Consider the following 11,761-nt stretch of genomic DNA (forward strand, 5'->3'; position numbering starts at 1 on the left):
CCGTGATCACCCGTGTGACCACCCAGATGTCGATGACGGCCGCGAGCGCCAGGCTGCAGGCCGGTGCCGCGAAGCTCGCGCAGCTCACCGACCAGGCGACGACGCTGAAGAACATCCAGCGGCCGTCCGACGACCCCGTCGGGACCGCCTCGTCGATGCAGGTGCGCAAGGAGCAGGCGGCCGCCGCGCAGTACACGCGCAACGCGAACGACGCGGCCGGCTGGCTCGCCACGACCGACAGCGCCCTGTCGAGCGTGTACTCCGTGCTCAACAACGTGCGCGACCTCACCGTGCAGGCGGCGAACAGCGGCACCATGAGCGACACCGACCGCGACGCGTTCATCACGCAGTTCCAGTCCCTCAAGTCCGAGCTCGAGTCCCGAGCGAACACGACCTACGGCACGCGATCGGTGTTCGCCGGATCGTCCACCGCCGCCACCGCGTACGACCCGGCGACCGGGTGGGCGTCCTCCGGCACCGACGTCACCCGACGCATCGGCGACGGCACCACCGTGCGGGTCGACACCGCCGGCACCGCGGTGTTCGGCTCGGGGAACTCGTCCGTCTTCGCCATGATCGACTCGATCGTCGGCGACCTGCAGCACGGCGTGAACGTGAACCCCCGCATCAACGACGTCGACGCCGCGATCAGCACCGTCCGCGGCATCCAGGCCGACGTCGGCGTCCGGCACGCCGCGGCCCTCTCCGCGCAGGACTCCCTGAAGAGCGCGACCGTGTCGCTCGAGAACCGGCGCGCCGGCATCGAGGACAAGGACCTCGCGAAGGCCGTCCTCGACCTGCAGGTGCAGCAGACCAACTACCAGGCAGCCCTCGCCGTCACCGCGAAGGTCCTGCAGCCGACCCTGATGGACTACCTCCGATGAGCATCGACCTGACCTTCGCCGTCCCCCCGTTCGGCCTGGCGCCCGCCCCCGTCTTCACGCTGACGCCCGTGGACGGCGCCGACGGGCTCTTCACGCTCGTGGGCGACGACGCGCGCTTGTTCGTGCTCGACGCCGCGGTGCACCTGCCGTCGTACGCGCCGGAGCTCACGGACGAGCAGGCGGCCGGGCTCGGGCTGACCGCACCAGAGGACGCGATGCTGCTCGTCGTCGCGAACCCGGGCAGCGCCGACGGCGGGACCACGGTGAACCTGCTCGCGCCGATCGTCGTGAACGCCCGGACGTCGGTGGGGGCGCAGCTCATCCTCGAGGAGCAGGACCTGCCGCTGCGCGCGGAGCTCGCCGCGCGCTGAGCGCTGGCGGCCGCGGCGGCGCCCGCGCCCCGGGTTCCGCGCGTGTTTCGACATCGCGCGAGTCGATCGACGCGTGCTTCGTCGGAACCTGCACACGCATGAGATGCACGTGCATGGAGCGACATCACGCCTGACGATCGACGGGTGTCTTGTCGGTCGATGTACACGCACGAATCACCCTCGGTCCTCCACAAGCGGGTCGATGACCGGAGGTGTCCACGGATCCGGCGGCACGGACGCCCGGGGACCGACGCGGGCGCGACCCTGGGGCGGTGAGCAGAGCAGACGACATCGAGATCATCCGCACGACCGGGCTCCCGAGCGCGGAACGGCGGCACCTCGAACGAGCCGTCCTCCGTGGGCAGCTGGTCCGGATCCGGCCCGGAGTGCTCGTGCAGCAGGGTGCGCTGGACGATCTCCTGCCCGAGCATCGGCACCACGTGCTCGTGCGGGCCTCGATCCACCGCGCACGCCCGAGCGACCTGGTCTCGCACGAGTCCGCGTGCGCCGTGCTCGGACTGCCGTTCGTGGGGCCGTGGCCACCGAAGGTGCACGTGTGCGATCCGACCTCACCGAACACCCGCGTCACGGCGTGGTTCGTCAGACACGGTTCCGAACACCGACCGCCGTTGGGTCACACCCGCGCGGACGAGATCGCCGCGACCGATGCGGCACGGACGGCGGTGGACCTGGCAGCGTCACGACCGCTGATCCACTCGCTCCCCGTCATCGACCACGTGCTCGGCCGCGGCCTCGCCACCTCGACGGAGCTCGAGCGCGCGGCGGGTTCGCTGCGCAAGGGGCGGACGAAGGCGGCGGTCGCGATCGCGATGGGGTCGGGCCTGTCGGGGTCGCCGGCGGAGTCGGTGTGCCGGGTCCGGTCCCGGCAGCTCGGCGTCCCGCAGCCCGTACAGCAGCACACGTTCCGACGGCCCGGGGAACGCACGGCGATCGTCGACTTCTGGTTCCCCGAGGCCGGCGTCGTGGTCGAGGTGGACGGCCGGGGGAAGTACGAGGACCCGGCGATGCTGGGCGGCTCCACCACCGCCGACGCCCACTGGCAGGAGAAGCAGCGCGAGGACTTCGTGCGGTCCTTCCCCGAGGTCCGCGCCGTCGTCCGGCTGACCTGGGCGGACCTGATGGATCCCGAGCGGGTCCGGGCGAAGCTCCGACGGGCGGGGATCACGTGCCGGTGAACCGCGGAGCGTCCGGGTGGTGGGCCCGTTGGCGCTCGACATCGGAGACCGCGGCACGGCCGACGACCACGTCGCCCGCTCCGAGTCGGACGCCGTGGACCCGCCCCGTGCCCTTGACGACGGCACCGCGCCGGTCCGGGTCCGGGTCGTGGCGGTCGGCCCCGGCGCCGAGGACGACGTCACGGACCGCAACCGTCCCGATCACCTGCGCACCGGCCCCGATCGTCGCCGGTCCCTCGACGAGACAGCCACCCGACAGCCGTGCACCCGCGCCGATCTCCACGTCGGCACTCCCGGAACCGGACGAGGCCGCACCGACCGCGACGACCGTGACAGGACCTGGCCCGAGCTCCGCCCGACCGATCTCGACGCGCGCCCCGTCGGCGAGGACCGTCACCGGCCCCGGCCCCAACCGCGCCCCCGCGCGGACGACGACCGCCCCGGTCCCCCGGCTCTCGAGGACGGCACCCGGGTACACCACGACGCCCGGCTCGATGACCACCGAACGACCGACCAGCACGGACGCCGGGTCCAGGACCAGCACGTCCGGTGCCAGTGCCGCGACCTCGTCCGGCGTCAGGAATCCGGCAGCGCGCCGTGCTGCATCGAGTGCGTGTGCAGGGGTCATCCGACGAGCCTCCCATGCGTCCGGCGTACCGTCGTCCCCATGGCCCGAGAGCAGAAGGACCAGGCGATCGTGCCCTTGCCGGCAGCGCCTGTGGCCTCCACCCCCACCGACCCGAACGCGCGCACCCCCGAGCAGACCCAGCCGGCCGGCTGGGTCAAGATGCTCGACCGGGTGCTGAGCGTGCAACGCCCCGTCGTGGTGGCCCACGTGCGGGCACTCCGCCGTCGGCACCCCGACTCGACCCCGGCCGAGATCATCCAGATCCTCGAGCGGCAGTACCTCGCGGCGGTGACCACGGGCGGTGCAGCCGTCGGCGCGAGCGCGGTGATCCCGGGCGTCGGCATGGCGGCGGCCCTCGGGTTGAGCGGCGCCGAGACCGTCGGCTTCCTCGAGACCACGGCCCTGTTCGCGCAGTCCGTGACCGAGGTGCACGGTATCGCGCTCGACGACCCCGAGCGCGCACGCATGCTCGTGATGGCGATGATCCTCGGTTCGCCGGGCACCCAGCTCATCAACCAGCTCGCGGGCCAGATCGCCGGTGGACAGGTCCGCACCGCGTTCTGGGGCGAGATGGTGACGTCGTCCCTCCCGAAGCAGGTCGTGAACGGCATCGGCGGACAGGTGCGTGACCAGTTCATCAAGCGCTTCGCCGCGCGGCAGGGCACGACGATCGTCGGTCGGGCCCTCCCGTTCGGGATCGGTGCGGCGGTCGGTGGCCTCGGGAACCACGCGCTCGGGCGGAAGGTGATCCAGGCCTCGCGGACGGGGTTCGGGCTGCCCCCGGCGCAGTTCCCGATCGTGCTGGAACCGACGTCGGGCAAGGAACCGAAGCCGGCCAAGGAACCCAAGCAGGCCAAGGCGCCGAAGGAACGGCGGGCGATCGGTCGTCGGAAGGGCCGCGAGGACCTCTGGGCCGACACCCCGGACCGCACCGGCGACTGACGGTCACACCCACCGCCCGGGCGCGAACCACCGACCGGACGCAAACCACCGACCAGACGCGAACCACCAGCCGGACGCAAACCGCCGACCAGACGCGAACCACCAGCCGGACGCAAACCGCCGACCAGACGCGAACCAGCGACGGGACGCAAGCCACCGGCCGGACGTGAACCAGCGATCGGACGCAACCGCCGATCGGCCGGGCGCAACCGCCGATCGGCCGGACGCAACCCACAGACGGACGGGAGGCGCGGTGCCAGCCGGCACCGCGCCTCCCGTCCGTCACAGCGCAAGCCCGCCTCAGCGCCCCCGCACCGGCGTCGTCACCACCTGCCCAGCGTGCGCGAACCCACCGCCGAACCCGAAGAGCAGCGCCGGCACCCCCTCGGGGAGGTCCCCTCGGGCCCACGCCTTCGACAGCCCGAGCGGCACGCTCGCCGCCGACGTGTTCCCCGACTCGACGACGTCCCGCACCACGAACTTCGACTCCCCGCCGAGGGCGTGCACGAGCGGCTCGATGATCCGCAGGTTCGCCTGGTGGAACGCGAACACCCCGATGTCGTCCATCGTGAGCCCCGCAGCGGCAACGGCTGCCCGGGCGTGGTCGGCGGCCTCGGTGATGGCCCAACGGTAGATGGAGCGACCCTCCTGGCTGAAGCGCTCGGGGTCGCCGGAGACGAGCACGGCCTCCTCGAGGTGCGGCACGCTCCCCCACGACACCGGGCCGATCTGGGCCTCGTCGGACACACCGAGCACGGCGGCGCCAGCTCCGTCCCCGACGAGCACGCACGTGGATCGGTCGGTCCAGTCGACGATGCCGGACAGCACCTCCGAGCCGACGACGACCGCGATGTCCGTCGACCCGACCCGGATCGCCTGGTCGGCCAGCGCGACGCCGTACTCGAAGCCGCTGCAGGCGGTGTTGATGTCGATGGGTGCGGCGGCGGGCGACAGGCCGAGCGCCGCGGCGACCCGACCGGCGGTGTAGGGCGCCCGGTCGCGGTGGGTGGTGGACGCGACGATGACCAGTCCCACGTCGGAGGGCGCGACGCCGGCGTCGGCGAGGGCGTTCCGCGCTGCCTCGATCGCCATGGAAGTCACGGTGTCCGATGGTCCGGCGATGTGCCGGGTCTCGATCCCGGTCCTCGTGCGGATCCACTCGTCGTTCGTGTCGACCATGGTCGAGAGCTCGTCGTTGGTGAGGACGCGTGCTGGCTGGTGGTGGCCGAACCCGAGGATCCGGCTGCCACGGAGTGCTGGGGTGTTCACGAGACCGCACGCTACTCCCCTGCCCGACCCGCTCATGCCCGGCGCGGCATGGAGCGCACCCTCCGAGGCGGGTACCCACAGGGCCTGCCTGCGGAGACCGGGACCGCGTAGACCTGGACCATGGACTACACACACCTCGGCCGCACAGGGTTGTCGGTCTCACGAGCCGTGCTCGGGACCATGAACTTCGGCCCGGAGACCAGCGAGGACGACTCGCACGCCATCATGGACCGGGCCCACGAGCTCGGCGTCAACTTCTTCGACACCGCCAACGGCTACGGCGGCTCGGTGGGCAAGGGCGCCACCGAGGAGATCATCGGCCGCTGGTTCGCCAAGGGGGGCGGGCGGCGCGAGAAGACCGTCCTCGCGACGAAGGTCTACGGCGACATGATCGACTGGCCGAACGGCGGGAAGCTCAGCGCGTACAACATCCGCCAGGCCCTCGACGCGAGCCTGCAGCGCCTCCAGACGGACCACATCGACCTCTACCAGTTCCACCACGTCGACCGCGCGACCCCGTGGGACGAGATCTGGCAGGCGATCGACGTCGCCGTGCAGCAGGGCAAGGTGCTCTACGTCGGCTCGTCGAACTTCGCCGGGTGGCACATCGCCCAGGCCCAGGAGGCCGCCGCGCGCCGGAACACCCTCGGCCTCGTCAGCGAGCAGTCGATCTACAACCTCGTCGTGCGCGACATCGAGCGCGAGGTCCTCCCGGCCGCCCGCGAGTACGGCCTCGGCGTGATCCCGTGGTCGCCGCTGCAGGGCGGCCTCCTCGGTGGCGTCATCGAGAAGACCGAGAACGGCTCACGTCGCCTCTCGGGCCGCAGTGCCGAGTACGTCGAGGGCCACCGCGACCAGCTCACCGCCTACGAGTCCTTCGCGAAGGAGCTCGGGCACACCCCGGGCGAGCTCGCCCTGGCGTGGCTCCTGCACCAGCCCGGCGTCACGGCACCGATCACCGGCCCGCGCACCATGGAGCAGTGGGAGTCCGCGGTCCGCGCCGTCGACATCCGCCTCGACCAGCGTGCGCTCGACCGGCTCGACGAGATCTTCCCGGGGCACAAGACCTCGCCGGAGGACTACGCCTGGTGACGCGCTGACGCCACCAGGTCGCTGACGCGACCCATGACGGGAGGCGCGGTGCGGGTCCGACCCGCACCGCGCCTCCCGTCCGTCCGCACGTCCAGAGCCGGACCCGCGTCGCGCGCGCAGCCACCGGTCAGAGCGCGGCTATCTCCTCGTCCCGCAGCCCGATGCTGCGGAGGTACCCGTCCACCGAGCCCCACCGCCGCTCGACGCGCTCGATGACCGTCGTCATGATCTCCGGCACGCAGCGGTGGCCGATCGCCGTCGCCACGGGGTCCGTGCTGGCGGCGCGCTCGGCGGCGAACCGCTCGACGAGCCCGGCGGCGCTGGCCGCGTAGTCGGCACCGACGGCGTCGAGGTCGGCGCCCCAGTGCCGGGCGAGCAGCGCGCTCACGATGCCGGTCCGGTCCTTGCCCGCGGCGCAGCACACGAGCACGTCGCCGTCCGCGGTGGCGATCGTCCGCAGCGCCGCGGCGATACCGGAGCGGTGCCGGTCGAGCCAGTCGGTGTACTGGTCCTCGAGGTGGACGGCCTCGGCGGCGGACTCGATCGCCGAGGCCGGGTCGAAGAGCGGCACGGAGCGGTAGGCGGGCGTGGCGGCGAGCGGGTGCGGCACCGCGTCCGTCTCGTCCACGCGGCGCAGGTCGACCACGGCGGCGAGGCCCGCCGGGTACGCGGCGGGAGCGACCGGGTCGGTGTTCGCCCGGTACACCGTGCGTCGGCGGCCGTGCTGGAGGCCGGGTCCCCCGACCTCGCGGAGGTTCGTGAGCGTGTTCGACGTCGTCGTCATGGCTCCACTCTGCCGGACGCGCGGCGTCGGGCGCGCCCGCCGGCCGCGCGCTCGCCGCCGCGCCGCGGGCCCGGGCGGCCGGCCGCGCGCCCGCCGCCGCGCCGCACAACTAAAGTCACCCCGAACCACGCGATCGCGCGGCTCGGGGTGACTTCCCTTGTGCGAACCCGCGCCGCACCACCGGCGCGCGCCGCGCCACGCGCGCCCGCGCCGCCCCGCCGCGCCCCCGCGCCCCCGCGCGCTCGCGCCGCCCCGCCGTGCCGCGCGCCCCCGCGCGCCCGCGCCCGCGCCGCCGTCACGCCCCGCGCCCCGCACACGACGACGGGCCCCGCGCTGCTGTGTGCGCGGGGCCCGTCGTGACGGTGTGGCAGCGAACTACCGGACGGAGACCGGGGTCTCGTCGCGCTCCTCGTAGAGGACGTAGCCCTCTTCGCCGTGGACCGCGGTGTCGATGCCGGCGACCTCGTCCTCGGTCTTCACACGGAAGCCCATCGTCTTCTCGATGATCCAGCCGATGACGAAGGCGAGGATGAACGAGTAGAGACCGACCACGCCGGCAGCGGCGGCCTGCTTGCCGAGCTGCGTGAACGAGCCCGAGTAGATCAGGCCGGTGTCGTTGGCGAAGAAGCCGAGGTACAGCGTGCCGACGATGCCGCCGACCAGGTGGACGCCGACGACGTCGAGCGAGTCGTCGAAGCCGAGACGGTACTTCCAGTCGATCGCGAAGCAGCAGATGATGCCCGCGAGGAAGCCGAGCAGGATGCCCCAGCCCGGGGTGAGCGCGGCGCACGCCGGGGTGATGGCGACGAGGCCGGTGACGGCGCCCGACGCGGCACCGATCGAGGTGGCCTTGCCGTCCTTGAGCTTCTCGACGAGCAGCCAACCGAGGATCGCGGCGGCCGGGGCGGCGAGGGTGTTGACCCAGGCGATCGCGGCGATGCCGTCCGCGGCGCCCTCGGAGCCGGCGTTGAAGCCGAACCAGCCGAACCACAGGATCGCGGCACCGAGGAGCACGAAGGGCGGGTTGTGCGGCTTGTGCGCACCCTTGGCGAAGCCGACGCGCTTGCCGAGGACGATCGCCAGCGCGAGACCCGCGGCACCGGCGTTGATGTGGACCGCGGTGCCACCGGCGAAGTCGATGACGCCCCAGGTCGCTGCCCAGCCGGACGTGAGGTTGAAGACCCACGAGGCGACCGGGAAGTAGACGACCGTGACCCAGACGCCGGCGAAGACCATCCACGCGCCGAACTTGGCACGGTCGGCGATCGCACCGGAGATCAGGGCGACCGTGATGATCGCGAAGGTCGCCTGGAAGCCGACGAACGCCATCGAGGGGTACGCGGCGTTGATCGTCGAGGCCTTGGCCTCCTCGAACGCCTGCCCGAGGCCGATCTGGTTCCAGTCGATGCTGAAGAAGCCGACGACACCGGACACCGCCGTGCCGTCACCGTGGTTCGCGAAGGCGATGGCGTAGCCGTAGACGACCCAGAGGACGCTCACGAGCGCGATCGCCCCGAAGGACATCATCATCATGCTGATGACGGACTTGGCCTTCACCAGACCGCCGTAGAAGAAGGCCAGGCCGGGTGTCATGAACAACACCAGCGCCGCCATGACCAACACGAACGTCGTGTTGCCCTGATCAAGCATCTGTTCACCTCTCGATTGCACCAGCGGCTCTTGGTCCGCGTCGGGTGTCACCGAGTCTGGCGAGGCGAGGTTTCACGAGGGAGCACGAAGTGTTTCGCGGATGTAACGCGACGGCCCGGTGTGTAAACGTCGTGTTTCGTCCGTCGGGCAGTCCCCTGGACGGGGGCCACGAGTTCTCCCGGTCCGTCCGGACGGTGTCCGACAGCCGTCGCGGAACGGAGCCTGGAGGCGCGGCGCGGCAGGGCACCGGCTCCTCGCGACCGGCAGGCGGCTCAGTCCACGGCGCGGGTCAGCGCCACGACGCGGCTCGCCGCACGCAGGTACTTCTTGCGGTACCCACCGTCGAGCATCGACTCGGGGTACACCTGGTCGAGCGGGGTGCCCGACGCCACGATCCGGACCTGCGCGTCGTACAGCCGGTCCACCAGCGCGACCCACCGGAGCGCATCGGTCTGGTCGGTGAAGGGCTGCACGTCGGTGAGGCCGACGGCGTCGAGGTCCTCGACCATCGCGACGTACTTCGACGGGTGCACGGACGCGAGGTGCCCGACCACCGCCCGGAAGTCGTCGAGCGTGACGCGTCCGCCGGGGAGTCCCGCGGCGACGTCGGCCACCACGCCTGCCGACTCGTCGACCGCACGCCGGCGGAAGTCGAGCCCGTCGATGCGCATGGTGTCGAACCGGTCGGACATCGCCTGGATCTCGCGCAGGAAGTCCTGCGCAGCGAAGCGCCCCTCGCCGAGGGCACCCGGCGGCGTGTTCGAGGTGGCGGCGAACCGGGTGCCCGTCTCGGTGAGCTCCTTGATGAGGCGCGTCATCACCATCGTGTCACCGGGGTCGTCGAGCTCGAACTCGTCGATGCACACCAGCGCCGTCCCGCGCAGCAGGTCGACGGTGCCCTGGAACCCGAGGGCCCCGACGAGCGCCGTGTACTCGATGAAGGTGCCGAACGTCTTCCGACCGGTCGCGGCGTGGTAGGCGGCGGCGAGCAGGTGGGTCTTCCCGACGCCGAACCCGCCGTCGAGGTAGACGCCGGACTTCACGGTCGACTCCGCCACGGGCTTCCGGCGACCGAACAGCCCACGGCGAGGCTGGTCGGCGGGACCGGCGGCGACGAAGGCCTCGACCGCGTCGCGGACCGCCGCCTGCGAGGGGTACTCCGCGTCGGGTCGGTAGGAGGCGAACGACGCGTCCGCGAACTGGGGCGGCGGGACCAGCGACGCAGCCATCTGCTGCGGGGTCACCTGCGGGTCGCGGTCGACGAGGTGTTCAGGCGCGGTGTTCGCTGACAATCGGGGCAGTCCTTCGGGAAGCATGTCGTGGGGTGTCACGTTGCGTCAGGAGCACGGCACGCCCGCGTACCGTTGCCCACAGGCACCGACGACCGATCCTAGTCCGGTGCCGGATGACCACCTGGAGGTAGCCCACCATGACCGCACCGGTCGACACGTCCGAGAAGTTCACCGCCTACGCCCACCCGGAGCGGCTCGTCTCCACCGAGTGGCTGCAGGAACACCTGGACGCCGGCACCCCGGACCTGGTCGTCGTCGAGTCCGACGAGGACGTCCTGCTCTACGAGACGGGCCACGTCCCCGGTGCCGTGAAGATCGACTGGCACACCGACCTCAACGACCCGGTGCTCCGCGACTACATCGACGGCGAGGCCTTCGCCGAACTGCTCGGCAGCAAGGGCATCGGCCGCGAGACCACCGTGGTGATCTACGGCGACAAGAACAACTGGTGGGCCGCCTACGCCCTCTGGGTCTTCTCGCTGTTCGGGCACGAGGACGTCCGTCTCCTCGACGGCGGCCGGGCGAAGTGGATCGCCGAGGACCGCGCGCTCACCACCGACCAGACCGTGGTCACGCCGGTCGAGTACCCCGTCGTCGACCGGATCGACACCGAGATCCGCGCCTACAAGGACGACGTGCTCGCCCACCTCGGCAAGCCGCTGATCGACGTCCGCAGCGCCCCGGAGTACGCCGGCGACCGCACCACCGCGCCGGACTACCCGGAGGAGGGCGCCCTCCGCGCCGGCCACGTCCCCACCGCCGTGAACATCCCGTGGGCCACCGCCGCGGCACCGGACGGCACCTTCAAGACCCGCGAGGAGCTCGACGCGATCTACCGCGACGGCGCCGGCATCGGCGACGCGGACGAGGTCATCGCCTACTGCCGCATCGGCGAGCGGTCGAGCCACACGTGGTTCGTCCTGCAGCACCTGCTCGGGTACGAGAACGTCCGCAACTACGACGGCTCGTGGACCGAGTGGGGCAGCGCGGTCCGCGTCCCGATCGCCGTCGGCACCGAACCGGGTACGATCACCGACCGATGACCGACGCACTCCCCCAGTCCCTCGCCGAGATCCGCGACGACTTCCTCGAACTCTCCCAGCAGGACCGCCTGCAGCTGCTCCTCGAGTTCTCGAACGAGCTCCCGGCGCTTCCAGAGCGCCTGCAGGGGCACGAGGACGAGCTCGAGCGCGTCGAGGAGTGCCAGTCCCCCGTCTTCATCACGGTCACCGTGGGTGCGGACGGCGACGCGCCCGGCATCGTCCGGATGCACGCCACGGCGCCGCGCGAGGCACCGACCACGCGGGGCTTCGCGTCGATCCTCGCGCGGGGGCTGTCCGGCCTGACCGCCGAGCAGGTGCTCGCCGTGCCGGCGGACTACCCGCTGACGATCGGGCTGAGCGAGGCGGTCAGCCCGCTGCGGATCCGCGGCATGGTCGGGATGCTGGGTCGGGTGCAGCGGCAGGTGCAGGCGCAGGCCGCGGTCGCGTAGACGTCACCACACGCTGACGGGAGGCGCGGGGGCCCCGGGCCCCCCGCCGCCCGGCCGGGGGGGGGGGGGGGGAACCCCGGGGGGGGCGCCCGCGGTGCTTGTAGGGGGTGTCGGGTGGCGTGTGGACCCCCGGGGGGGCGCGCTAGGGCGGGGCGTGCGCG

At 72.1% G+C, this 11,761-nt stretch carries 12 protein-coding genes; 7 read left to right on the forward strand and 5 right to left on the reverse strand.

Features of this window, described 5'->3' with window-relative positions:
* The first annotated feature begins 2 nt into the window (after positions 1 to 2).
* The 3 genes from flgL to ACIPKM_RS10090 all read left to right on the forward strand — a co-directional run bounded on the left by flgL (position 3) and on the right by ACIPKM_RS10090 (position 2,451).
* A complete protein-coding gene (flgL, locus tag ACIPKM_RS10080; RefSeq protein WP_402736676.1) occupies positions 3 to 884 on the forward strand; it encodes a flagellar hook-associated protein FlgL in 882 nt (293 codons plus the stop codon).
* A complete protein-coding gene (gene fliW, locus ACIPKM_RS10085; RefSeq protein ID WP_402736677.1) occupies positions 881 to 1,255 on the forward strand; it encodes a flagellar assembly protein FliW in 375 nt (124 codons plus the stop codon). The genes flgL and fliW overlap by 4 nt, the downstream gene beginning before the upstream one ends.
* 272 nt (positions 1,256 to 1,527) lie before the next feature.
* Positions 1,528 to 2,451, forward strand: a complete 924-nt coding sequence (locus tag ACIPKM_RS10090; protein ID WP_402736678.1) for a hypothetical protein — start codon at positions 1,528 to 1,530, stop codon at positions 2,449 to 2,451.
* Here ACIPKM_RS10090 and ACIPKM_RS10095 read toward each other — a convergent pair.
* Positions 2,438 to 3,079 (reverse strand): hypothetical protein, encoded by a 642-nt coding sequence (locus ACIPKM_RS10095; RefSeq protein ID WP_071302923.1) that lies wholly within the window; start codon positions 3,077 to 3,079, stop codon positions 2,438 to 2,440. The two genes, ACIPKM_RS10090 and ACIPKM_RS10095, sit on opposite strands and share 14 nt — an antisense overlap.
* 39 nt (positions 3,080 to 3,118) lie before the next feature.
* Here ACIPKM_RS10095 and ACIPKM_RS10100 point away from each other — a divergent pair, with 39 nt between their 5' ends.
* Positions 3,119 to 4,021 (forward strand): hypothetical protein, encoded by a 903-nt coding sequence (locus tag ACIPKM_RS10100; protein WP_261647380.1) that lies wholly within the window; start codon positions 3,119 to 3,121, stop codon positions 4,019 to 4,021.
* Between the two features lie 300 nt (positions 4,022 to 4,321).
* On the opposite strand, the gene ACIPKM_RS10105 is transcribed toward ACIPKM_RS10100, so the two are convergent.
* Complete coding sequence (locus tag ACIPKM_RS10105) at positions 4,322 to 5,290, reverse strand: beta-ketoacyl-ACP synthase 3 (protein ID WP_083413986.1); 969 nt, start codon at positions 5,288 to 5,290, stop codon at positions 4,322 to 4,324.
* 120 nt (positions 5,291 to 5,410) lie between these two features.
* Here ACIPKM_RS10105 and ACIPKM_RS10110 point away from each other — a divergent pair, with 120 nt between their 5' ends.
* A complete protein-coding gene (locus ACIPKM_RS10110) occupies positions 5,411 to 6,382 on the forward strand; it encodes an aldo/keto reductase (RefSeq protein ID WP_071295380.1) in 972 nt (323 codons plus the stop codon).
* A gap of 127 nt (positions 6,383 to 6,509) precedes the next feature.
* Here the strand turns inward: ACIPKM_RS10110 and ACIPKM_RS10115 are convergent, their stop codons facing one another.
* The 3 genes from ACIPKM_RS10115 to zapE form a co-directional block, all read right to left on the reverse strand.
* A complete protein-coding gene (locus ACIPKM_RS10115) occupies positions 6,510 to 7,166 on the reverse strand; it encodes a tyrosine-protein phosphatase (RefSeq protein ID WP_071302921.1) in 657 nt (218 codons plus the stop codon).
* Between the two features lie 375 nt (positions 7,167 to 7,541).
* On the reverse strand, positions 7,542 to 8,816 hold the full coding sequence (locus ACIPKM_RS10120; protein ID WP_070418818.1) for an ammonium transporter: 1,275 nt from the start codon (positions 8,814 to 8,816) through the stop codon (positions 7,542 to 7,544).
* A gap of 272 nt (positions 8,817 to 9,088) precedes the next feature.
* The gene (gene zapE, locus ACIPKM_RS10125) at positions 9,089 to 10,132 is read right to left on the reverse strand and encodes a cell division protein ZapE (RefSeq protein WP_071295261.1); all 1,044 of its coding nucleotides are present in this window, start codon (positions 10,130 to 10,132) and stop codon (positions 9,089 to 9,091) included.
* A 113-nt stretch (positions 10,133 to 10,245) separates the two neighbouring features.
* Here zapE and ACIPKM_RS10130 point away from each other — a divergent pair, with 113 nt between their 5' ends.
* Together ACIPKM_RS10130 and ACIPKM_RS10135 are read left to right on the forward strand one after the other, a co-directional pair.
* Positions 10,246 to 11,151, forward strand: a complete 906-nt coding sequence (locus tag ACIPKM_RS10130; RefSeq protein ID WP_071295260.1) for a sulfurtransferase — start codon at positions 10,246 to 10,248, stop codon at positions 11,149 to 11,151.
* Positions 11,148 to 11,600, forward strand: a complete 453-nt coding sequence (locus tag ACIPKM_RS10135) for a SufE family protein (RefSeq protein WP_402736679.1) — start codon at positions 11,148 to 11,150, stop codon at positions 11,598 to 11,600. The genes ACIPKM_RS10130 and ACIPKM_RS10135 overlap by 4 nt, the downstream gene beginning before the upstream one ends.
* Positions 11,601 to 11,761: the final 161 nt, after the last annotated feature.

Source organism: Curtobacterium sp. NPDC086286 (assembly GCF_044746255.1).
Classification (GTDB): Bacteria; Actinomycetota; Actinomycetes; order Actinomycetales; family Microbacteriaceae; genus Curtobacterium.

Excerpts from the sequence above, each read along its gene's own strand:
- ACIPKM_RS10135 (WP_402736679.1), top strand. The coding sequence starts at position 11,148 with ATGACCGACGCACTCCCCCAGTCCCTCGCCGAGATCCGCGACGACTTC.
- ACIPKM_RS10095 (WP_071302923.1), bottom strand. The coding sequence starts at position 3,079 with ATGACCCCTGCACACGCACTCGATGCAGCACGGCGCGCTGCCGGATTC.
- ACIPKM_RS10100 (WP_261647380.1), top strand. The coding sequence starts at position 3,119 with ATGGCCCGAGAGCAGAAGGACCAGGCGATCGTGCCCTTGCCGGCAGCG.
- ACIPKM_RS10130 (WP_071295260.1), top strand. The coding sequence starts at position 10,246 with ATGACCGCACCGGTCGACACGTCCGAGAAGTTCACCGCCTACGCCCAC.
- ACIPKM_RS10120 (WP_070418818.1), bottom strand. The coding sequence starts at position 8,816 with ATGCTTGATCAGGGCAACACGACGTTCGTGTTGGTCATGGCGGCGCTG.
- ACIPKM_RS10110 (WP_071295380.1), top strand. The coding sequence starts at position 5,411 with ATGGACTACACACACCTCGGCCGCACAGGGTTGTCGGTCTCACGAGCC.
- ACIPKM_RS10115 (WP_071302921.1), bottom strand. The coding sequence starts at position 7,166 with ATGACGACGACGTCGAACACGCTCACGAACCTCCGCGAGGTCGGGGGA.
- fliW (WP_402736677.1), top strand. The coding sequence starts at position 881 with ATGAGCATCGACCTGACCTTCGCCGTCCCCCCGTTCGGCCTGGCGCCC.
- zapE (WP_071295261.1), bottom strand. The coding sequence starts at position 10,132 with ATGCTTCCCGAAGGACTGCCCCGATTGTCAGCGAACACCGCGCCTGAA.